The following is a 20,265-nucleotide window of genomic DNA, read 5'->3' as shown; positions in this document are numbered from 1 at the left end:
GTTCATCGTCCGGCCTCCGTCATCTGTTCCTTCCAATAGCGGAATTGCGCGCGCATGCCGGTTTCCCAGGTCGCCAGGCCCACTTTCTCGTCCGGATAGGGCCCGTCCCAATCCTGCCCCACGCCCCGCGCCAGCATGACCCAGTCGGGCCTGCCCGCCTGCAGGCCTTCGTACACGCGCTCGAACACCTCCAGGTCGTCGGTCTGCACGAACGAGCTGACCGAGACATGGACATTGGCGTAGCGGACGATGCCCTGGTTGATGCCGTCGGCCACGCCCTTGATCTGGATGGGCCAGACCAGCACCTCGGTCAGCCCCACCGAAATCGGCCGCACGACGCGGATGTGCATGTTGCCGGTCACCCGCATGATCACGCTGGGGTAGAACACCGCGTTGCTCATGTTGCTGCTCTCGATCAGGGCCCGCGCCTTCTCCTCGCCATGGCGCTCGGCCAGCAGGCGCCGATAGTCCGGATCGTCGAGTTCGCTGCGCCGCGTAGCGTCGGGGATGGTCAGGTAGGCCTGCCCGTAGCGCGCGCCGTGCACCTCGCCATGGTCGTAGTGCGAACGCGCGTTCTCCTGGTTGGGATCGCTGCTGGTCAGTACCTTGAATCCACCCTTGGCGCCGTACGAGCGCTGGACCTGCTGGCCATCGGGCTTGACGGTCGAGGCATGCGAGAACGGCGGGTGGTATTCGTCCAGGCCGTTCTCCATCTGCATCTTCCAGTTGCCCTTGTAGGCGTACTGGTGCACCCCCGCCGAGACCTCGATCTCGCCGCTGGGCGAGCGATCCAGCAGGTTGTCCAGGCCATCCTTGAGCGGCCCGATGAACGCCACCAGCGACGGCCCCTGCCGCGCCACGCTGGCGAAGATGAATCCGCGGTAGTTCTCGACCCGCTCCACGTGGGCCATGGACAGGTTCTCGTCCTTCAGGAAGGACTCGGGATAGGCCGAGCGGAACGGAATGCCCGTGTTGTCGCCGTTGGTCCGGAAGCTCCAGCCATGGTAGGGGCAGGCGAAATGATGGACGTTGCCCTCGGGCTCGCGGCACAGGATGGCGCCGCGGTGGGGGCAGCGGTTGTAGAGCACGTGGACCTGCCCCTTGCCGTCGCGCACCACGATGACCGGATGCCGGCCTATGCGCGAGGTCACGAAATCGCCGGCGTTGGGGATCTGGCTTTCATGGGCCATGAAGATCCAGGCCCGCTCGAAGATCCGTTCCATCTCCATGTCGAAGATGGCGGGATCGGTATACACCCGGGCATGGACCCGGTCTTCGCGCACCAGTTGCCCCACGTCCGTCGGATCGACATCCGCGGCGGGTACCGGGCGCAGCGGCGCGGCCGTCTGCATGGTTTCCTCCTTGATTGAACCTCGTTGATACTTCAATCCTTGTCGATCAGGCCTTCGGGCAGGCGTGCCCATTTGCCGATCTCCGCATCCAGGAAACGCTTCAGATGAGCCGGGTCGCCCCCCACCGGCTCCAGCCCGGAGTCGCGCATGCGCTGGCTGACCAGGGGGTCGGCGATGACGCCTCCCACGTCGGCCGCCAATCTCGCCTGGATGTCGGCCGGAACCTCGGCCCGCACGAACATCGCCCACCAGGACGCGGCCGAGAACCCTTGCAGCGTCTCGCCCACGGTCGGCAGATCGGGCGTGCCGGGATTGCGCTTGTCGCCGGTGGTCGCCAGCGCCCGCAGTTGCCCGGCCTTGATCTGGCCGTCCACGGCGGGAAAGCCGGAGAACGCGTACAGCGAGCTGTTCGACAGGACGGCGGTGATCGCCGGCGCGGTCCCGCGATAGGGAACGTGCAGGACATCCACCTGCGCCTGGTGCTTGAACAGTTCAGCCATCAGATGATGCGGCGTCTTCGGTCCGGACGAGGCATAGGAATACTTGCCCGGCGCGGCTTTCAGGTAGGCGATCAGTTCGGGGACGGTCTGGACCGGCGTCGCGGCATTGACGACCAGCTTGAAGTCGATCAGGGCCAGCAGGCTGATCGGGGCGAAAACCACGCGGGGATCGGGCGGCGGCGTCTTCATCATGGTCGGGTTGATGGCCGTACTGTCGTTGGACATGTACAGCGTATAGCCGTTGGGCGGCGCGCCCAGCACCTGGTTGGCCGCCAACAGTCCGCTGGCTCCGGTCCGGTTCTCGACGACGACGCTCTGTTTCCATTTCTCGGTCAGCCGCTGCGCCACCAGGCGCGCCAGCATGTCGCCGGACGATCCCGGCGCGGCGCCCACCACCAGGGTCACCATGCACTCGGGATAAGCCGCCGCGGCGGGCCCCGGGTGCGACATGGCCGCCACGCTGGCGGCCAGACAAGCGAGCAATCTCTTTTTCATCCCAACCTCTTCACTGTGGTTGCCGGCGACAGGTCGCCGTTCATCGGCCGCGGACACGTTCACCGGCCGCGCTTTCCGCCAGAAAGCGCGACACGGCTTCGTTGAACCGCCGCGGATGCTCCAGGAACGGCAAATGGCCGCACTCGTCGAAGCACAGAACCGCTGCGTCGCGCATGCGGGCCGCCCCTTCGCGATGGGCGGCGAGCGAGGTGCGCGTATCGTCGCGCCCGGCGATCACCAACGTGCGCGCCTCGATGGCTTCCAGATGGGGAAAGGCCAGGGCCTCGCCCTCGCCCATCGAGCGGACGAGCCGGGCCATGATGTCCCGGTAGGCCTCGGCGGCGCCGGGCAGCGCATAGGCCGTCATGTGCGCCAGCAGGATGTCGTCGGCCGCCGGGGGGCGGAAGCAGGTGTTCGCGATCCGCGCGCGCAGCGATGGCAGGGACGGTTCGGCATAGGCGCGCGAGCCGTTCGCGTAGACAGTCTTGAGCACCTCCGGCTGGCCGGCGGGTTCATTGAAGACCGATCCCGTGCCGGTCAACACCAGCGCCGTGACGCGCCGGGGGGCCTGCAACGCGGCGCGGGCCGCCACCAGGCCTCCCAGCGAACTCCCCATGACGGCAAGACGGTCGAACCCCAGATGCGCGGCCAGCGCCAGCACCTGATCCGCCATCAATACCTGGGGCGCGTCCGTCCACCCGGCGGGTGCCGCGCTATGCCCCTGCCCGGGCAGATCCGGCGCGACCACGGTGTAATCGCGCGCCAGTTCGTCGATGTTCCGGGCAAAGATCTCCGCCGGATAGCCGACCGGATGAATGAGCATCAGCAGCGGTCCGCCGCCCGCGATCAGATAGCGGGTCCGCAGGCCGTGCAAATCGAGAAATACCGCTTTCATGCTTCCCTCTCGATGACGTTTTGAAGATTTTGAATACAAAATATTTTGACGTCAACGCTCGTGTTTTCCCTTAGCAACCCAGTAAATCTCTGGCATGCCATCTGCCTTTCTTGATTTTCTTATCGCCATTGACAAAAATATTGTATTCAGAACACAATCAAAAAAGACGGTGCTTCGCACTCAATCGAGACAAGGACCCCAGCATGGAAAAAGTCGCCTTCAGGCCGCGTCGGCTCGGTCACGTCAACCTGTACGTCTCCGATCTCGAAGCCTCCCTGTCCTTCTATGAACGGCATTGCGGCCTGGCACGTGTCAGGATGGAAAGCGCCATCGGCGCCGGTTTCCTGTCTAACGGCAACACCCATCACGACCTTGGATTGATCGAGATCTCGCGCGGGCAGGATCGCCATGGCCGGGACGGCCACGTGCAGATCCAGTCCACCCGCGGCCGGCAGCCCGGCCTGAACCACCTGGGCTGGGAAATGGAGAACCAGGCCGCGCTCGTGCAGGCCTACGAACGCATGCGCGCCGCCGGCATGGCGCCCCAAGCCCTGTATGACCACATCATTTCGCATGCCGTGTACGTCCCGGACCCCGATGGCAACGTGCACGAGTTCTACGCCGACTCCATGAAAGACTGGGAAAGCGTGTTCAACCTGGACCATGACGACCTGGTCACCAGCCGCTGGGATCCGCTTGCCAGCGAGCGCTCGACCACGCCCAACTACAACCCGGCCCCGAACCTGCGCCGGCCCGCCCCGTCCGAGATGCCCACCCGCCACGTGACGGGCGCCTCGCTGGCGACGCACCGCTACGACGAGATGATGCGTTTCATGCTGGAGATCGCGGGATTCCGGCTGCTTGCCGAAACCGCGTCCCCTTTTCGATCCGCCATCTTCGGCGGCAGCACCGGCCGCCCCGACCTGCGCCTTACCGAGGTCGGGGCCGGGCAGAAAACCGGGTTCCGCATGTTCTCGCTCATGGTCGACCCCGCGGGCTTTTCCCGGCGCCTGGCCGACGGGCGGGTACCCGCCATGGGGCGGCACGTCGTCCACGAGGACCGGGAGGCCGTGCTCCTGGCCGACCCCGACGGCTTCATGGTCGAACTCTACGCATCACGCGCCGATACCTGCCTGGAGCCCCTGGGCCTGGCGCACATCGGATAGGGCCGGATCGTTTTTGAATACAATCCGTCCATGGACTCCCTCCCGCTGCTCGCCCCCGGCGACTCACGCCTGCCGCTGCCGGAAATCATCTACAAGCAGTTGCGCGTCAACATCCTGGATGGAACGCTCAAGCCCGGCGCCGTCCTGCGGCAGGAAGAAATCGCGAAGCTTTTCAACGTCAGCCGCGTGCCCGTGCGCGAAGCGATGGGGCGGCTGGAAACCGACGGCCTGATCGTGCTGCGCCCCCGGCGCGGCTATGCGGTCACGGAACTCCAGCAGGACGAGATCGTCGAGATCTTCGAACTGCGGATGGTCATCGAGGAACACGCCGCGACCATCGCGGCGCGCGCCCGCACCCAGGACGACATCGATACCGTCGAGCAACTGCTCCTGCAGATGGAAGCACTGGCCTCACGCTCCCCCGATTATGACAGCCAGTGGGCCAGCCTCAACCGCGACTTCCATTCGCGGCTGGTGCACGCCAGCCGCCGCAAGCGCCTCGCCAACATCGCCGACACCTTGCGCGACACCGTCGAAGCCTACGTCCGCATGGAAATGCGGCTGACCGGCGATGTCGCGCAGGCACTGCGCGAACACCGGGAAATCTTCGAGGCCTTCAAGGCCGGAGACGCCCACGGGCTGGCCACGCTCAGCCGCGGGCACGTCGAGGAAACCGCGCGCCGGCTCTTGAGCGGCCTGCGCCAGAAGCGCTAGAAGCACCGGCCCGACAAAATCACCGGCACCTCCTTGTTGGCGGCCGAATGGCCATCCATGGGCAGGCCGTCGATCCCGACGCGCCCCTGCCGCGGCGCATCGCCGACCGCGCACCCGACACGGATCATGACGAGCGGCTCCTCGCTGGTGGCCTTGAACCAATAGAACGTCCCGTGGGGCAGCATGACGCCCTCGTGCAGGCCGATCATGCGTATTTCCCCATGGGGACCATGGAAGGTGGCCTGCCCCTGCAGCACGAAGAACACATGGTCTTCGTTGGGATGGGCGTGCAGTTCGTTCTCGCCCGTTGCCGCGTAGGACTTCAGCACGACGGCCATGCGATCGCTGGCGGCAATGGGCGTATCGGTTCTTCCCTGGGCCGGCAACTGGCCGCTCAGCTTGAAGAAGGATGGCACGCCGGGCTTCTCGAGCTCGGACAGCATACGGACGAGATCGGCGTTGCTCTGGCTGAAGGCGGGCGCTGCGGCATTCCCCTGCTGGCTCATGCGGACTCCCCTAATCGAGTTGAATGTTTGCCTGGCGGATGATCTGTGCGGTTCCCGACACGGAACGATCGATCTTTCCGGCCAGCATCGCCGCGGACCCGGGCGCGGGATCGAAACCCAGTGCGCTGAATTTTTCCTTGAAAGCCGGCTGCGACAGGGTCTCCACGACCACCGCGTTCAGGCGCTCGACGATCGCCGCCGGCGTCCCGCGCGGCGCCACCAGGCCGAACCAGGCCATTTCATCGTAATCGCCGCCCAGGGTCTCCCTGACGGTGGGCACGTCCGGGGCCCCGGCATAACGCCGCGCCGACCCGACCGCGAGCGCGCGGACGCGCCCCTCGTGCACGTTCATGAGTCCGCCGTTGTAGGCGAAGGTCACATGCCCGCCCTGGATGCTGGTGATGACCTCGGCGCTGCCCTTGTAGGGAACGTGGATGAACGGCGTGCCGCTGGCGAGCGAGATTTTCTCTATGGCCAGATGCGAACTCGAGCCCACGCCTATGCTGCCGTAGCTGACGCGCGCGCCGGGCTTGCGCGCGGCCGCGATCAGGTCCGCCAGAGAACGATAGGGGGACGCCGGATGGACGACGATGAAAAGCGGCGTGGTGGCCACGTGCGCGACGGGCGTGAAATCCCGGCGCGCATCGTAGGTGGCGTTCGGCCTGACCGTATTGATGCCGAACGAGCCTTCGTTGCCCATCATCAGCGTATGGCCGTCGGGCGCCGCCGCGATGAGCTGCTGGGCGGCGATCATGCCATTGGCCCCTGCCCGCGACTCGACCACGACCGGCTGCCCCAGCCGGGCCGCCATCCCCTCGGCCATCGAACGCGTCAGCGCATCGATGACCGACCCCGGCGCCCACGGGAAGATGAGGCGTATGGGCTTGCCCGGGTAAGCCGCGGCGCCGGCGAGCGCATTGCCGCCCCACGCCACGCCTGCCAGCACCGCCATCCATCCGAACACCCGTTTCATCATCGCTCCTCGATAAACGACCCGGCCATCTCCGGGCCCGCCATGGCATCCAGGCGCCGCCGCCACGCGGGCTCCGCCTCTGGATTCTTGCAATACAGGGGCAGCTCCCCGCGCAGCAGGCGGTCGATGTTCTCGAGCGCGGTGCCAGGCAAGACGCTCAGCCCGTCATAGGTCTGGGCAACCAGGTGCGGCGTCAGATAGACGTTGTCCAGCGTCCAGAGCGGGCTGTCCGCCGGCAGCGGCTCGACCTCGAACGTGTCCAGCGCGGCGCCGCCCAGCCGCCCGGAAGACAAGGCCTCGCACAATGCCCCCTCGTCCACGGCCTGCCCGCGCGCGGTGTTGATCAAGCGGGCCCCCGGCTTCATCAGCGCGAACTCCCGCGCGCCCATCACCGGCCTCGCCCCGGAGGCCGGCGTGACGTGCAGACTCACGATGTCGCTGCCGGCCAGCAGCTCGTCCAGGGCCACGAACGCCACATGGTCCGGCAGGTCATCCGGAGGCGGCGCGCCGGGGCGTCCACAGGCCAGGACCCGCACGCCGAATCCCGCCAGGCGGCGGGCGACCTCCCTGCCGATGCGGCCGAACCCGACCAGGCCCACCGTCCGGCCGGCCAGGATGCGGGCCCAACGCTCGGCCAGCAGGGCGCGGGGCCGGGGCCGGCGGCCGTCCATGACTTCGCGCGCCCGATCCGGCTGATAGAGCTGCATCAGGATCAGCATGACCGTGGCCTCGGCCAGCGCCGTGCGGTTCTGTAGCGTGGCGGCATGGCCGACCAGGATCCCCCGCGCCGTCGCGGCCCCGACGTCCACCGTCTCCAGGCCCACCGTGGGATTCACGATGCCGCGCAGCCTGGGCATGACATCCATGAGTTCCGGCCCGCAGACCGAACGGGAACTGAATACCGCCACCTCCACGTCCCGCAATCGGGCCCGCATGTCCGGCACGTCATAGACAAGCTTGGGGCCGGGCGCCGTGACCGGGCCGCGCACCACCCGCACCCGCCGCTCGGCCAGCCCCGCGGCGATCTGGTCCAGCACTTCGGACAGCATGTAGTCATGAGCCAGGAACACGGTGGGATGACGGGCGGCCATATGACGCTCTCGGTGGAATGGCTGATCACGAAATGAATTTTGCATTCAAAATACAAAACGAGAAATGCCAATTACCTAGGGGTTTCCACCAGGAAAAATCGCGGGTCGACCCCTTGCGGTGAGGCAGTCGCTATACTTTTCCAGGTATTTTGAATTCAGCCGACCCATGCTCAAGCTCGATACTGGCACCCTTCCCCCGCGCAAGAATCTTTCCAGAGAGATCTACGAGTCCCTGGAAACCGCCATCATCCAGGGCCGCCTGCAACCCGGCACCCGGCTGGCCGAGGACGTGCTTTCCTCGCGCTTCGGCGTCAGCCGCTCGCCCGTGCGCGAAGCCATCAGCGAACTCGAACGCGTGGGACTTGCCGAGCGAGGCACGATGCGGGATCGCCGCGTCAGCGTCCCGACCGAGGCCTTCATCGTCGATTGCTTCGACGTCTGGGTGCTGCTGGAAAGCGAGCGGCTGTACGAATCGAGCCTGCGCAGCGACGCCGACGCGATCCGCCGCATCGAGGCCCTGCTGCACCGGCTCGAACAATCCCCCACCCCGGAGTCCCCCGTCCTGCATGCCTTCCACGAAGCGCTGCGCGCGGATTGCCGGAACCAGCAACTGCAACGCGTGGCCAACGACTGGTCGAAATACGTGACCTGGCTGCGCAGCCTGTATTTCACGTATGACCCCGGCCAGGGCAACGCCCAGGAAGAACACCGGCAACTGGTGCGGCTCTACAAGGCGCGCGACCGGGACGGGTTGACCCAGGCCTTGCGCCGGCACATCAGCTGGCAGCGCGATGCGATCCTCGATGGGTGGCGGCAGGCCGGCACGGAGGAAAAGGACGAAGCCGCCATCCTGCTGGCCGCCCTGCAAGAACAATAATGCGAATCGATATCATTTTGTGCAAAAATAGGAGGATTTCCTTGACCCTTTAGGGGGAACGCGTGTCCCGACCTGCCGACAGTGCCGCCAGTCAAGCGCTCGGCAGCCTCTACACCCAGCACAGCCAGTGGCTGGTCGCCTGGCTGCAAAGAAAGCTGGGAAATCGCGCCGACGCCGCGGACATCGCCCAGGACACCTTCACCCGCATCTGGGCGGGCGCCAGGACGCAGGCCATCCAGGACATCCGGGAGCCCAGGGCCTACCTGACGACCGTGGCCAAACGCCTGGTCGTCAACCACCTCGAACGCCAGTCGCTGCAACAGGCCTACCTGGCATCCCTGCACCTGCTGCCCGAGAACACCGTGCCGTCGGTGGAGGCCCGGGCGATCCTGCTGGAAACGCTGGAGGAACTCGACGCGCTGCTGGATACGCTGCCGGCCAAGGCCCGCACGGCCTTCCTGCTGTCCCAGCTGGAAGGCCTGTCCTACGAACAAATCGCCGCGCACATGCAGGTCAGCGTGCGCACGGTCACCCGCTACATGGCGCAGGGCTTCAAGCAATGCCTGCGGATCATGCTGGCCTGCGGCCCATGACCGCCGTCGACGCGCGCATCCTGGACGAAGCCGCGCATTGGCTCGCGCGCCGGCATGCATCCGACTTCAGCGACGCGGAGCGGGCGGAACTGCTGCGCTGGCGCGGCCAGAGCGCCGTCCACGAGCACGTGTGGCAACAGGCCGAGCGATTGAAGGAACGGATGAACGCCCTGCCCGCGCCGATGGGCATGGCCGTGCTGGACCGGCCCCGCCGCGCGGCCGGCCGCAGGCGGCTCCTCAAGACGGCCACGCTGACGATCGTCACGCCGGCGCTGGGTTGGCTGGTTTACCGCAGCCTTCCATGGCAAGCCTGGCATGCCGAATTCAAGACCGCCACCGGGGAACGCCGGTCGGTCACCCTGGCCGATGGCAGCCGGATCCTGCTGAACACGGCCTCGGCCATCAGCGCGGACTTCGACGGTGTCTCCCGGCGGGTCCGGCAGCACGCCGGAGAGATCCTGGTGGAGACCGCGCGGTCCGCCCGGCATGCGGACCAGCCCTTCATCGTCCAGACCGGCGACGGCGACATGCAGGCCCTGGGCACGCGCTTCCTCGTCCGCATGCACGAGCAAGGCACCACGCTGTCGGTGCTCGACGGAGCGGTCAGGATCACCCCCGCCCGATCGCCGCGGAGCACCGTCGTCCAGGCGGGAGAACGGGCCGAATTCGACAGCCATGCGGTCCGCCCCTTGGCGGCGCTCCCGTCCGAAGCGGATGCGTGGACCCACGGCGTGCTCTATGCGCAGGACATGCGGCTCGAAGACTTTCTTGCCGAACTGGGCCGCTACCGGCCCGGCATCCTGCAGTGCGCCCCGGAGGTCGCGGACTTGCGGGTGTCCGGAACCTTCCAATTGAATGACACGACCCGCGTCCTGGACCTCCTGGCCCAGACGCTTCCCGTGCGGACCGAGGCGCGGACCCGCTACTGGATCAGGGTGACCCGCCGCTAGGCGCTCCCCCATCCCGCCCCCTGTCCGGTTTTTGAATCTCGCCTGTCATATCCACTGAGCCTCCCTTCACCGGCCCACGACAGTCACGAGGATTCCACGACATGCCCCGACACCGCGCCCGCCACACGCGACCCGCTACACGCCACAGTCTCCTGCGATCCCCCGCGCCAGCCGCCCGGGGAGCCTTGGCGGCCGTGCTCGGGATGAGCGCCCTGGCCTTCCATGGACAATCCGCGCTGGCCGCCACGCCCGCCTCCGGCCAGGTCCAGAAGGCCTACCGCATTCCCCCCGGTCCGCTCGCGCCCGCCTTGATGCAGTTCGCGGCCCAGGCCGGCGTCAACCTCAGCGTCGATTCGGCCCAGTTGCGCGGCATGGCCACCCCCGGCCTGTCCGGCACGTTCTCCGTCGAAAACGGTTTTGCCCGGCTGCTGGAGCAAAGCGGCCTGCGGTTGCGGCCATTGGGGGAAGGCAACTACGCCCTGGAACCCGTTCCCGGCGTGCGGACCGCGGAAGGCACGGCCGCCACCGCGGAGACGACGCAGCTCGCCGCGATCACCGTGAGCGCCCGCACGCAGAATAATCTCACCGCGCCCGCCAGGCAGGTCACGCTCCTGGACGGCGAAGAAATCCAGCAGCTTCGGCAAGGCTCGGACAGCCTGGCCACGATGCTGAGCAAGGCCGTCCCCGGCATGGCGGACTCCAGCCATACCATCACGGACTACGGCCAGACCCTGCGCGGCCGCAACATGCTGGTCCTGGTCGACGGCGTTCCGCTCAACACCAATCGCGACTCGTCCCGGAATCTCGCCAACATCAATCCCGCCGACATCGAGCAGATCGAAGTCCTTCGAGGCAGCAGCGCGATCTATGGAAGCGGCGCCGCCGGTGGCATCGTCTCCATCCGCACCAAGCGCCCGGCGGGCGAAACCAAGGCGGAAACCATCGTCGGCGGCGTGACGCCGCTGTCCAGGCTGGGCGGGGCGGGACTGGGCGGCGAGGTGCAGCATTACCTGTCGGGAGGCGGCGACGTCGTCGACTACTCCGTGAGCCTGGGCGCGCGGCACGTAGGCGCCTCCTTCGACGGGAAAGGACACCGCATTGCTCCGGAGCCCAGCCAGGGCGACATGTTCGACTCCAATATCTACAACGCGACGGCCAAGGTGGGATTCAAGCTGGCCGAGGATCAGCGGCTGCAACTGTCGGCCAGCCGCTACGATGCCAGGCAGGATACGAAATACGCGTCGGACCCGTCGGTCGCCAAGCTGCCCCCCGGATCCGTGCCGGCAAGACCGGTCAAGGGGCTCCAGCTCGACAACCAGAACCAGATCCAGAACACCATCCTGGGGCTGGACTACGAAAACAAGAACCTGGCCGGCAGCACGCTCGCCGCCCAGCTCTACTACCGGGATTTCTTCACGCGCTTCGCGCCCTTCGACGCGCGCGCCGTTCCCGTTCGCGGCGGCAACATCGACCAGGCCATGCAAGACTCGACGGTCTTCGGCGGACGCTTGACCGTCAAGACCCCCCTGGGCCAGGACAAGAACACCTTGCTGGTCTGGGGCGCGGACTTCAATCACGAGCGGACCGACATGCCGCTCGACATCTTCGACCCGGCGGCCTATGACGCCAGCGGCGGCCTGGTCTTCAACAAGACCGGCCGGCTGATGTACATGCCGCCGCTCACGACGCGCAGCCTGGGCGCGTTCGCCCAGGCGCAGCACAAGTTCAACGACCGCTGGTCCGTCGAAGGCGGCGCCCGCTACGAGCGGTCCCGGGCCAGCTTCAACGACTTCACGCCCCTGTCGCAATCGCGCGCGGCCAATCCTCAATCCGTGGCGGGAGGCGCGGTGAACTACGGTGCCTGGACCTTCAACCTGGGCTCCGTCTTCACCCCGGTCAAGGGCCAGGAGTTCTACGCGTCGTACAGCCAGGGCTTCGAGCTGCCGGACATCGGCGTCGTCCTGCGCAATGCCTCGCCCGGCTTCAACATCGGCAACTCCAACCTGAAACCCATCAAGACCGATACTTATGAACTGGGTTGGCGCGGCCGCTTCGAGAACGTGAGGACGAGCCTGAGCGTCTTCCAGTCGCGGTCCGATCTGGGAGCGGTGCAGAGCTTCAACAACGGACTGACCTTGCTGAGAACCAAGGAAAAGATCCATGGCGTGGAAGCCAGCCTCGACTACTTCAGCGACGATGACCGCTGGAGCGCGGGGGGCAGCTTCACCTGGATGAAGGGCCGGGAACTTCCCCAGAACGCGAGCAGCTACCAGGACATGACCGGCTACCGGATCCCGCCGCTGAAACTGACGGCCTATGCCGAGTACCGCCCCGACAGCAGCTGGAGCCACCGGATCCAGGTGACCTCGTATGCATCCAGGGATTACCGCCTGAACGGCCAGACCAGCTTCGGACGCTACGACGCCAAGGGCTATGCCACGGTGGACCTGGTCAGCCACTGGCGCATCGATGCCAGGAACCGGGTTTCGCTGGGCATCGAGAACCTGTTCAACCGCCACTACTACCCGCTCTACAGCCAGCTCCTGCGCAACAATAACAACACCAGTCACCTGCCCGCCGCGGGCACGGTCCTGAGAATCAGCTACGCCCACACCTGGTAACCCGGTGAGAACGCTCCTCCGGGGGCTGCACCGCTGGTGCGGCCTGGCCATCGCCCTGTTCGTCGCCGTCACGGCCCTGACGGGCAGCCTGATCGCCTTCGAACACGAACTGGATGCCTGGCTGAACCCGGCGCTGTTCAAGACCGGGGATACGCGCCCCGCCTTGCCCGTCGACACGCTGATGGCGCGGATCGAAGCCCAGGATGGCCGCATCCGGGTGACGCAACTGCCGCTGGACACGCCGCCGGGCCGGGCCAGCGAAATCCAGGTCGAGGCCCGGCCCGGCGCCGTGGGGCCGGCCGCCGGCTTCGACCGCATGTTCGTCGACCCCGCGTCCGGCCGCATCCTGGGAACCCGCAAATGGGGCGCCTGGAACTGGGACCGCGCCCATTTGATGCCCTGGCTCAACCGCTTCCACCGGAACCTCGCCCTGCCCGGCCCATGGGGCGGCCGCCTGCTCGGATGGGTCAGCGTCGCCTGGCTGCTCATTTCGCTGGCGGGCCTGTACCTGACTTTTCCCACCCGCCGGGGGCGGCCATGGCGAGCCGCCTGGCGCATGAGCCTGGAGGCGCGCGGGCTGAAGCTGGTGAACGACCTGCACCGGACCATCGGCCTGTGGACACTGGCGGTGGCCCTGCCCATTGCCTTCACGGGCGTCTATCTCGGCCTGGGCAACGAAGTGTTCAAGCCGATCGCCGGCCTGTTCGGCCCGGTCAGCCCGCATCCGGCCGCGACGCGGGCACCGGCGGCGGCGCCCTCTCCGGCGCCTCTCATCGGCGCCCGGCAGAGCGTGATCCTGGCACGGGCACTGCTGCCGGAAGGCACCCGGGACTACGAACCCTGGTACTTCGGACACCTGGCCTCGCGCGGCATGTACCGGGTCGCGTTCAAGGAAAAGGACCTGCGCGAATCCGCCTTGCGCGTGCGCTACGAACAGGTCTTCATCGACGACCGCACCGGCGGATTGGCGGGACGCTTCGGCTATGCCAGCGGCACGCCCGTGGACCGGTTCCTGGTCTGGCAGTATCCGGTCCACTCGGGCAAGGTGCTGGGCACGCTTGGCCGGGGTCTGGTCGCGCTGGGCGGGGTGCTCATCGCGCTGCTGTGCGTCGTGGGCGTGATGCGATACGGGATGAGGACCGGCCCGCCCCGCCATTGAACGGCGTATCGCCGTCCCCGCCAGGCGGCACCGGTCCAGGAGGCCGATGCCTGCCTACGGCTTGCCTGCGGATTCCCATTGCCACATACCCTGCCCGGCCAGATCCTCGACGATCCCCGCCAGGGCATTCCCGACATGGATGGCGGCGGGCTTGCTCGCGATGGCGTCGGGGCAGGCCAGGCTGATCAGACAGGGCATCTCGGCGACATCCAGCCGCGCGGCCTGTAGCCGCCCGTCCCTGATCTCCGCCATCACCACGTGCAGCGGCAATATGGTGTGCAGCCCATGCCGCTCGACCAGGCGCTTCAAGGTCACCGCGGCCTCGGCTTCGACCGGCAATTGCACCTCCACGCCATCCCGGCGCAGCAAGCGATCGAGCGCCATCCTCATGCCGCTGCGCACGCCCGGCAGCGCCAGCGGTCGCCGATGCAGGGCCCGCAGCGGAATGGACGCCTGCCGGGTCAACGCATCCCCCCTGGGGCCGACGACATAGGGCTGCATGCGGGCAAGCACCCGATCGCCCGCATGCGCGCCTCCCCAACGGTAGGCCACCGACAGCGCCGGCTGGGCCTGCCCTGGCACCGCCGCGGCGGACTCGCTTGTCTCGTCCATGACCTTCAGCCTTATGCCGGGATGATAGCGGCGGACGTGCTGCACCAAGGGCTGGAGCAGCAGGACGGACAAGGCGAGCGGCAAGGCCAGGCCGATTTCCTCGGAGCGGGGAGTGGCTGGACGAACAGGATCGCGGCCAACGGCCTGCTCCAGTTCGATGACATGCCGCAGCAACTGCCGCGCATGAGGCAATATGCGCGCGCCCGCCTCGGACAGCGCCACCCCCCGCCCGTTGCGGACGAACAACCGTGCGTTGCAATCACGTTCGAGACTGTTGATGCGCCGGCTCAGCACGGACTGGTCCAGATCGAGCAACGACGCCGCCCGCGTCAGATTGCCCAGCTCCGTGACCGCGACGAACGCGTGCCACTTGTGCAGATTGGCGGTCACGCCGAACGACATTTCATGAAGACGATCAACCACCTCTGACATCGGAGCCCTCGGACGAAACGACATATGGCGTCAAGGTACCGCCCGGCGCCGCGACGGGCCATAACGGCGATCGGCTATGTGTTATCCACGGCAGGCATGGGGCCGGACCGCATCCGCCCGGTTCAACCGCCGCGGATCTCGTTGAACAGCCCGTCGAGGATGCCGTGGAACCAGCCGTGGGCAGGGTCGTGCTCGAAGCGCCTGCTCCAGTGCAAGGTGACGGTCACGTCGGATTTCAACGCTGGCCATTCGACGACGTGATATTGCCCATGGCGGAGAAAGAAGGCCTCGGCGATCGCCCCCGGCACCAGGGCGGCCAGGTCCGACGATCGCACGATATCCGGCAAGGCAAGAAAATTGGTCGCGATGACCTGGACCCGGTCCTCCATCCCCAGGGACCGCAGTACATGGATGGCATGAAGATGGGGACGCGCCACGACAAACGCCAGTTGCGGCGGCAGCGGCCGCCCCTCTGCCTGCCCCGGGACGCGCCGCGTCAAGGGGTGGCCGGCGCGCACCAGCAGCACATGCTGGTCCCTCGACAGCTCCTGGCTTTGCGTGCCGGTCACGCCAGGCAGGACGCCCATGGCGAAATCCAGGTGGCCGCCGTCCAGCGCGGCCGCGATGCGATCGAGCCCGGTCTGGTAGCACTGCAGGCGGACATGCGGCGCGCAGTCGGCCAGGCGGGCGATCAACGGAGGCAGGAAAAGCGCCTCGCCGGCGTCCGACAGCCGCAGCCGGAAGATCCGGCGCGAGGCGGCCGCATCGAAGCCGTCCAGGTCCAGCAAGGCATCTTCGAGCGAACTGATCGCCCCACGCACGGCCTTCGCCAGGCGCAGCGCCTTCGGCGTCGGCTCGACGCCGCTGTGCGTGCGCACGAACAGCGCATCCTTCAGGACCCTTCGCAGGCGGGCCAGGGCCTGGCTGGTAGCGGGCTGCGACAGCCCCAGCAACTCGGCCGCGCGGCTGACGTTCCCCGTCCGGTACACGGCATCGAACACCCGCAGCAGGTTCATGTCCACCCTGCCCAGGTGCGGCCGTCCGCTGGCCTCCCCCTTGTCCACGCCCACTCCTGTCTCGCCCGGCCTTGCGCCATGGAGCGGGCGCCGGGATCGCGCGCTGAACCGGCGCGTCACTCCGAGTGGATATTATAGGCGCGCAGTATCGCCAGGTTCCGCTGGTCCTCGGCCCGCACCCGCTGCAGGAAAGCCTCGGGCGACCCCTGCAGCCGCTCCACGCCGTCCTCGCGCAGCTTGCCCTCGACCTTGCGATCGCTCAAGGCCTTGTTCAGTTCCGCATTCAGTTGGTGCACGATTTCCGCGGGCATGCCGGCGGGCCCGACAAAACCGGTCAGGCTGACATAGACCACGTCCTTGGCGCCTTTCTCGGCGAAGGTCGGCACGTCGGGGATACTGGGCACCCGCTCTCGCGCGGCCACCGCCAGTGGACGGATCTGACCGGACCGGATGTTGTCCAGGCCCCCCGAGAGCTCGGCCATCATCGCCTGCACGGCCCCCCGCATGAGATCGAGCCGCGCGGGGCGCCCGCCGTTGTAGGCGACATGCACCATGTCCAGGCCGTAGGCGTGCAGGAACAATTCCATCGCGATGCGCTGCGCCGAGGTCACGCCCGCGGAGGCATAGTTCAACTGCCCCGGATGGGCCCGGCAATGGGCGATGAATTCCTCCAGGGTCCGCGTGGGGAAGGCGGGATTGACCACCAGCGCGAACGAGGACATGCCCATCGCCCCGATGAACTGGAAGTCCCGGTAAGGCTGGTAGTTCAGGTTCTTGAACAGATGCTGGTTGAGAAACAGCGTGGCGTTCTCCGCCAGCATCAGGGTGTAGCCGTCGGCCGGCGCCTGCACGAGCGCCGAGGCGCCGATGTTGCCCGAAGCGCCGGGGCGATTCTCCACGATCACCGGCACCCCCATGCTCGCCTGCAAGGCTTCAGCCACGAAGCGCACCTGCCGGTCGAGCGTGCCTCCGGCCTGGTAGCCGACCAGGATGCGTATCGGGCGGCTGGGGAACGACGCGCCGCTCGCGGCCCAGGATCGCCCGGTCGCGGCGGGCAGCGCGGCAAGCCCCGCCATGAAAGTTCGTCTCTTCATCGTTGTCTCTCTTCTGTATTGATCAGGCACCGGCCGGGCCGCCCTCGTCGCGCGGCCCGGCCGCTCAACCCGGTTGTGCGACCAGCCCGCAGCTTTCCACGGCGTGTACCGCGCAGGCTTCGTCATGATCGGGGCCGTCGCCGCTGACACCCACGGCGCCCAGCAGGCGCCCTCCCACATCGCGGATCAGCACGCCGCCCGGCACCGGCACGAAACGGCCTTCGGACACGGCACTCAACGCCGAGAAAAAAGCGGGAACCCTCACGGCCCGCTCGGCAAGCGAGCGGCTGCCGACGCCCATGCCGAGCGCGCCCCAGGCCTTGGCGAAAGCGATCTGCGGCCGCAGCAGGCTGCCGCCGTCCTCGCGCTTGCTGGCCACCACGTGGCCGCCCGCATCCAGCACCACCGCGGTCAGCGGCGCGCCATTCAGGCGGCGGCCCTCTTCCAGCACGGCATCCACGATCCCGGACGCCTGTCGCAAGGAAATCATCATGCATTCTCCCATCATGTATCCAAACGCGGTCCGGCCGTCAGACGACCGGATCATTGAGCGGGTCGCCGAACTCGGGGATTTCCTCGCAAGCGGCCGGGTCGCCCGACGGGGCCTGGACCCACGGCAGTCCCATCATGAAAAGCTCCAGCCCTTCTTCCCGCGACGCGCTCACGATGGCGGACTCGTCTCCCCCAAGCTCGATCGCGCTCCAGGTCTCGACCGGATTCCCTTCCACGGTGCCCTTGCCCTGCAAGACGAACACCAGCCGATATGCCGCCCGCCCCCTGTCTTGCCAGGCCGCGCCCGGCGCGATCCGGACTTTCTCGGCCCACACCCCGCGCTCGGAGAAGCTGCCGAAATACTGTCGCTCGACGCCGGGCTGCCCGGCCACGGACAACCAGTTGAAGGCGCGAGGCTCCGCCACGATGATGTGCTGGTAGCGCGGGCTGGGGAAGCGCATGCGCGTGCCGTAGACATGCTTCCAGGCCGCATTCAGCAGCGGCTCGGTCTTGCCATCGGGATGGTGGAAAAGACGCCCCTCGATCCGCCCGATCTGTCCAAGCTCGACCAGGGCCTTGCGCCGTTGCTCGATGCTCATGAATCCCTGGCCCGAGGCGCCGCCGAACTGCAGGACCAGCTGCACGCGCTCGCCCGGCCTGGCGTGCCCCAGCGCGTCCTCCTGCGGCCCGTAGGACAGCCCCTCCGGAAAGTAGCCGACCTGGCCTTCCCGCAGGATGCCCCGGCGCCCGAGGTTCATGTCGCCCACCAGGGGCAGCCGGATCTGATCGAAGTTGTGCCGGTGGATCGGCATCGTGTAGTCCCGGTCCTGCCGCCCCAGGATCAACATGAAATTCTCCGGCGTGCCGTCCTCGCCCTGCAGGAGATGCTTGAAGGCGATGGCACCGGTCGGGTGCTCCAGTATCCACTGGTCATCGATGAAGCGAACGACTTTCATGAATGGCGTACTCCTCTGGTCATTCGGCGACGCCGCTGCGGGCGTCGATCTGCCGCGTCATGGTCCTGCTGGCAAACAGCCAGCGACCATCCTCCCCCTTGGCGAACTCGTCCGACAGGTCGCTCACGCGCACCTGCAGGGACGCGCCCTCGCCCTGCTCCAGGGTCAGTTGCATCGCCCGGGTCCTGATCCGGTCGGCCGACGCGGACAGGATCTGCAGATTGGTCCACAGGTGGCGGGTCATTCCCCTGGCCTGGGATGACCGGGGCGTGCCTTTCCGGATGGCATCGCGCCCCCGCATCTCGAAACCATTGAAGTCCAGCACCGCGCCTTCGCCGAAAAGCAGGCTCAGCGCGGCACGGTCCCGCGCATCGATGCAGCGCGAAAACTCGGTCAGCAGATTCGAGATCTCCAGCAGCGCGCCCTCGGCGGTGGACCGCGGCGGGGAATGCGTGGCGTTCATGCGTACACCTTCGTCATGTCAGGAAGGGCCCCAGTCTAGGCAGGCCTCCCCGCCCCAGCCAGAGCGCAAGCGTCATAGCAGCCCGGCGTTTCCCGCATGGCTGCGATGCCATGCATGCGCGACATGGCTGCCTTGAGCCTTTCGCTCTTACTGGGCGGGACGGTTCCCGCACACAATGCCGCCGCCAGCCGGGACACCGCGCCCGGCGGGCCACGCACGACTCGACCTCATTCGAACAGAACGCCATCCAGGCGACGGAGACACCATGCGACATTCCCTGCTCATCCCGCTCATTGCATTTGCCGCGCTGCCCCGGTGCGCCGCGGCCGAGTCCAGCGTCACGCTCTATGGCGTCATCGACGCCGGCATCGAATACGCCAAGTCAGGCGACAAATCCGTCTCCCGGCTCTCGTCGGGCGGCCTGACCCAATCCCGCTTCGGGCTCAGCGGCAAGGAAGACCTCGGCAATGGCCTGACCGCCGTGTTCAACCTGGAGAACCGGTTCAACGCCGACGACGGGACCATGGTCCAGGGCCTCATGTTCGGCGGCCGCTCCATCGTCGGGCTGACGGGCAGGTGGGGCGGCGTGAATCTGGGACGGGAAAGCAATCCCATCTATGCCTTGAAGGCCATGTCGAACTCCTTCGGCCTCGCCCCCTACGCCTCGCCCCAGGTACTGATGCGGGGCGGCGCCACGAGGACGAACAACTCGGTCCGCTACGACAGCCCCGTCTGGGCAGGCTTGCGCATGTCCGCCATGTACTCGCTGGGCACCGAGAACCCCGCCGACGCCAAGGAGGGACGCAACACCGGAGCATCCGTCCAGTACCGGCGGGACAGCCTCTGGCTCGGCCTGGGCTGGAACCGGGTGGACAAGCCCAACGCGGCGACCGCCAAGACGCAGGAATGGCTGCTCGGCGCCAGCTATGCGCTCGGTCCGGTCACCGGCTATCTGAACCACTGGCGCTTCAACACCGATCCGCATGCCGGAAACGGCTCGAATGCCCGCGTCTGGACCTTGAGCCTGGGCGTGAAAGTCGCCGGCAGCGGCCGCGCGCTCGCCAGTTTCGGCACGTATGCCCTCGACACGGGAAGCGCCGGCACGCCGCAACCGCACGCCCGGCTATGGCTGCTGGGCTACGAGCACGACCTGTCCAGGCGGTCCACCGTCTATCTGCAATATGCGCGTGTCAACAACCGCAGCGGCGCGGACTTCACCCTGTCCGGGCTGGCGAACACCCAAACCGCCGTCGGGATGTTCAGCAGCCCCCACGCGGTGCAAGCGGGGTTCCGGCACACGTTCTGAGG

Annotated in this window: 20 protein-coding genes; 8 read left to right on the top strand and 12 right to left on the bottom strand. The window is 67.3% G+C overall.

Going from position 1 to position 20,265, the window contains the following annotated elements; genetic code table 11:
- Positions 1–2: 2 nt before the first annotated feature.
- The 3 genes from AC1Q6E_RS12910 to AC1Q6E_RS12900 are packed head-to-tail and all read right to left on the bottom strand — an operon-like array spanning position 3 to position 3,242.
- Positions 3–1,352 carry an aromatic ring-hydroxylating oxygenase subunit alpha gene (locus AC1Q6E_RS12910; RefSeq protein ID WP_296556947.1) on the bottom strand — a complete coding sequence of 450 codons (1,350 nt, stop codon included), beginning with the start codon at positions 1,350–1,352 and terminating at the stop codon, positions 3–5.
- 32 nt (positions 1,353–1,384) lie between these two features.
- Positions 1,385–2,347 carry a Bug family tripartite tricarboxylate transporter substrate binding protein gene (locus tag AC1Q6E_RS12905; RefSeq protein WP_492572875.1) on the bottom strand — a complete coding sequence of 321 codons (963 nt, stop codon included), beginning with the start codon at positions 2,345–2,347 and terminating at the stop codon, positions 1,385–1,387.
- 40 nt (positions 2,348–2,387) lie between these two features.
- Entirely contained in the window at positions 2,388–3,242 is an 855-nt protein-coding gene (locus AC1Q6E_RS12900; RefSeq protein ID WP_296556948.1) for an alpha/beta fold hydrolase, read from the bottom strand.
- Between the two features lie 203 nt (positions 3,243–3,445).
- On the opposite strand from AC1Q6E_RS12900, the gene AC1Q6E_RS12895 reads away from it, so the two are divergent.
- A complete protein-coding gene (locus tag AC1Q6E_RS12895) occupies positions 3,446–4,408 on the top strand; it encodes a VOC family protein (protein ID WP_296556949.1) in 963 nt (320 codons plus the stop codon).
- 30 nt (positions 4,409–4,438) lie between these two features.
- Entirely contained in the window at positions 4,439–5,122 is a 684-nt protein-coding gene (locus AC1Q6E_RS12890) for a GntR family transcriptional regulator (protein WP_152798673.1), read from the top strand.
- Here the strand turns inward: AC1Q6E_RS12890 and AC1Q6E_RS12885 are convergent.
- The 3 genes from AC1Q6E_RS12885 to AC1Q6E_RS12875 are packed head-to-tail and all read right to left on the bottom strand — an operon-like array spanning position 5,119 to position 7,692.
- Positions 5,119–5,628, bottom strand: coding sequence for a cupin domain-containing protein (locus tag AC1Q6E_RS12885; RefSeq protein ID WP_296556950.1), 510 nt, complete (start codon positions 5,626–5,628; stop codon positions 5,119–5,121). The two genes, AC1Q6E_RS12890 and AC1Q6E_RS12885, sit on opposite strands and share 4 nt — an antisense overlap.
- A 10-nt stretch (positions 5,629–5,638) precedes the next feature.
- Positions 5,639–6,601, bottom strand: coding sequence for a Bug family tripartite tricarboxylate transporter substrate binding protein (locus AC1Q6E_RS12880; protein WP_152798671.1), 963 nt, complete (start codon positions 6,599–6,601; stop codon positions 5,639–5,641).
- A complete protein-coding gene (locus AC1Q6E_RS12875; RefSeq protein WP_296556951.1) occupies positions 6,601–7,692 on the bottom strand; it encodes an NAD(P)-dependent oxidoreductase in 1,092 nt (363 codons plus the stop codon). Before AC1Q6E_RS12875 ends, AC1Q6E_RS12880 begins: the two co-directional genes overlap by 1 nt.
- 166 nt (positions 7,693–7,858) lie before the next feature.
- On the opposite strand from AC1Q6E_RS12875, the gene AC1Q6E_RS12870 reads away from it, so the two are divergent.
- The 5 genes from AC1Q6E_RS12870 (at position 7,859) to AC1Q6E_RS12850 (ending at position 13,892) form a co-directional block, all read left to right on the top strand.
- On the top strand, positions 7,859–8,569 hold the full coding sequence (locus AC1Q6E_RS12870) for a GntR family transcriptional regulator (protein ID WP_152798667.1): 711 nt from the start codon (positions 7,859–7,861) through the stop codon (positions 8,567–8,569).
- Between the two features lie 62 nt (positions 8,570–8,631).
- The gene (locus AC1Q6E_RS12865) at positions 8,632–9,162 is read left to right on the top strand and encodes a sigma-70 family RNA polymerase sigma factor (RefSeq protein ID WP_296556953.1); all 531 of its coding nucleotides are present in this window, start codon (positions 8,632–8,634) and stop codon (positions 9,160–9,162) included.
- Entirely contained in the window at positions 9,159–10,112 is a 954-nt protein-coding gene (locus AC1Q6E_RS12860; RefSeq protein WP_492572874.1) for a FecR domain-containing protein, read from the top strand. The genes AC1Q6E_RS12865 and AC1Q6E_RS12860 overlap by 4 nt, the downstream gene beginning before the upstream one ends.
- A 203-nt stretch (positions 10,113–10,315) precedes the next feature.
- Entirely contained in the window at positions 10,316–12,733 is a 2,418-nt protein-coding gene (locus tag AC1Q6E_RS12855; RefSeq protein ID WP_296556957.1) for a TonB-dependent receptor, read from the top strand.
- Between the two features lie 4 nt (positions 12,734–12,737).
- On the top strand, positions 12,738–13,892 hold the full coding sequence (locus AC1Q6E_RS12850) for a PepSY-associated TM helix domain-containing protein (RefSeq protein WP_296556959.1): 1,155 nt from the start codon (positions 12,738–12,740) through the stop codon (positions 13,890–13,892).
- Positions 13,893–13,946: 54 nt separating this feature from the next.
- On the opposite strand, the gene AC1Q6E_RS12845 is transcribed toward AC1Q6E_RS12850, so the two are convergent.
- From AC1Q6E_RS12845 to AC1Q6E_RS12820, 6 genes are all read right to left on the bottom strand, one after another.
- Positions 13,947–14,936 (bottom strand): LysR family transcriptional regulator, encoded by a 990-nt coding sequence (locus tag AC1Q6E_RS12845; RefSeq protein ID WP_296556961.1) that lies wholly within the window; start codon positions 14,934–14,936, stop codon positions 13,947–13,949.
- Between the two features lie 122 nt (positions 14,937–15,058).
- Positions 15,059–16,000 carry a LysR family transcriptional regulator gene (locus AC1Q6E_RS12840; protein WP_296556963.1) on the bottom strand — a complete coding sequence of 314 codons (942 nt, stop codon included), beginning with the start codon at positions 15,998–16,000 and terminating at the stop codon, positions 15,059–15,061.
- A gap of 68 nt (positions 16,001–16,068) precedes the next feature.
- A complete protein-coding gene (locus AC1Q6E_RS12835; protein WP_296556965.1) occupies positions 16,069–17,046 on the bottom strand; it encodes a Bug family tripartite tricarboxylate transporter substrate binding protein in 978 nt (325 codons plus the stop codon).
- A gap of 64 nt (positions 17,047–17,110) precedes the next feature.
- Positions 17,111–17,539: a GlcG/HbpS family heme-binding protein gene (locus AC1Q6E_RS12830; RefSeq protein ID WP_296556967.1), complete on the bottom strand. Its 429-nt coding sequence runs from the start codon at positions 17,537–17,539 to the stop codon at positions 17,111–17,113.
- 37 nt (positions 17,540–17,576) lie between these two features.
- Complete coding sequence (locus AC1Q6E_RS12825) at positions 17,577–18,494, bottom strand: hypothetical protein (RefSeq protein WP_296556969.1); 918 nt, start codon at positions 18,492–18,494, stop codon at positions 17,577–17,579.
- Between the two features lie 19 nt (positions 18,495–18,513).
- Positions 18,514–18,957, bottom strand: coding sequence for a nuclear transport factor 2 family protein (locus tag AC1Q6E_RS12820; protein WP_492572873.1), 444 nt, complete (start codon positions 18,955–18,957; stop codon positions 18,514–18,516).
- A gap of 265 nt (positions 18,958–19,222) precedes the next feature.
- On the opposite strand from AC1Q6E_RS12820, the gene AC1Q6E_RS12815 reads away from it, so the two are divergent.
- Positions 19,223–20,263: a porin gene (locus AC1Q6E_RS12815; RefSeq protein WP_492572872.1), complete on the top strand. Its 1,041-nt coding sequence runs from the start codon at positions 19,223–19,225 to the stop codon at positions 20,261–20,263.
- Positions 20,264–20,265 lie beyond the last annotated feature (2 nt).

This window comes from Pigmentiphaga sp. MLSB6-MA01, from assembly GCF_058793475.1.
Note: the sequence above shows the minus strand (reverse complement) of the source record. Positions and strands in the feature narration are given on the sequence as shown.

What these genes read in the sequence shown, in the direction of transcription:
- AC1Q6E_RS12855 (WP_296556957.1), top strand. Translation starts at nt 10,316, where the DNA reads ATGAGCGCCCTGGCCTTCCATGGACAATCCGCGCTGGCCGCCACGCCC.
- AC1Q6E_RS12875 (WP_296556951.1), bottom strand. Translation starts at nt 7,692, where the DNA reads ATGGCCGCCCGTCATCCCACCGTGTTCCTGGCTCATGACTACATGCTG.
- AC1Q6E_RS12885 (WP_296556950.1), bottom strand. Translation starts at nt 5,628, where the DNA reads ATGAGCCAGCAGGGGAATGCCGCAGCGCCCGCCTTCAGCCAGAGCAAC.
- AC1Q6E_RS12815 (WP_492572872.1), top strand. Translation starts at nt 19,223, where the DNA reads ATGCGACATTCCCTGCTCATCCCGCTCATTGCATTTGCCGCGCTGCCC.
- AC1Q6E_RS12825 (WP_296556969.1), bottom strand. Translation starts at nt 18,494, where the DNA reads ATGAAAGTCGTTCGCTTCATCGATGACCAGTGGATACTGGAGCACCCG.
- AC1Q6E_RS12835 (WP_296556965.1), bottom strand. Translation starts at nt 17,046, where the DNA reads ATGAAGAGACGAACTTTCATGGCGGGGCTTGCCGCGCTGCCCGCCGCG.
- AC1Q6E_RS12820 (WP_492572873.1), bottom strand. Translation starts at nt 18,957, where the DNA reads ATGAACGCCACGCATTCCCCGCCGCGGTCCACCGCCGAGGGCGCGCTG.
- AC1Q6E_RS12900 (WP_296556948.1), bottom strand. Translation starts at nt 3,242, where the DNA reads ATGAAAGCGGTATTTCTCGATTTGCACGGCCTGCGGACCCGCTATCTG.
- AC1Q6E_RS12845 (WP_296556961.1), bottom strand. Translation starts at nt 14,936, where the DNA reads ATGTCAGAGGTGGTTGATCGTCTTCATGAAATGTCGTTCGGCGTGACC.
- AC1Q6E_RS12905 (WP_492572875.1), bottom strand. Translation starts at nt 2,347, where the DNA reads ATGAAAAAGAGATTGCTCGCTTGTCTGGCCGCCAGCGTGGCGGCCATG.
- AC1Q6E_RS12880 (WP_152798671.1), bottom strand. Translation starts at nt 6,601, where the DNA reads ATGAAACGGGTGTTCGGATGGATGGCGGTGCTGGCAGGCGTGGCGTGG.
- AC1Q6E_RS12830 (WP_296556967.1), bottom strand. Translation starts at nt 17,539, where the DNA reads ATGATGATTTCCTTGCGACAGGCGTCCGGGATCGTGGATGCCGTGCTG.
- AC1Q6E_RS12895 (WP_296556949.1), top strand. Translation starts at nt 3,446, where the DNA reads ATGGAAAAAGTCGCCTTCAGGCCGCGTCGGCTCGGTCACGTCAACCTG.
- AC1Q6E_RS12870 (WP_152798667.1), top strand. Translation starts at nt 7,859, where the DNA reads ATGCTCAAGCTCGATACTGGCACCCTTCCCCCGCGCAAGAATCTTTCC.
- AC1Q6E_RS12860 (WP_492572874.1), top strand. Translation starts at nt 9,159, where the DNA reads ATGACCGCCGTCGACGCGCGCATCCTGGACGAAGCCGCGCATTGGCTC.
- AC1Q6E_RS12890 (WP_152798673.1), top strand. Translation starts at nt 4,439, where the DNA reads ATGGACTCCCTCCCGCTGCTCGCCCCCGGCGACTCACGCCTGCCGCTG.
- AC1Q6E_RS12910 (WP_296556947.1), bottom strand. Translation starts at nt 1,352, where the DNA reads ATGCAGACGGCCGCGCCGCTGCGCCCGGTACCCGCCGCGGATGTCGAT.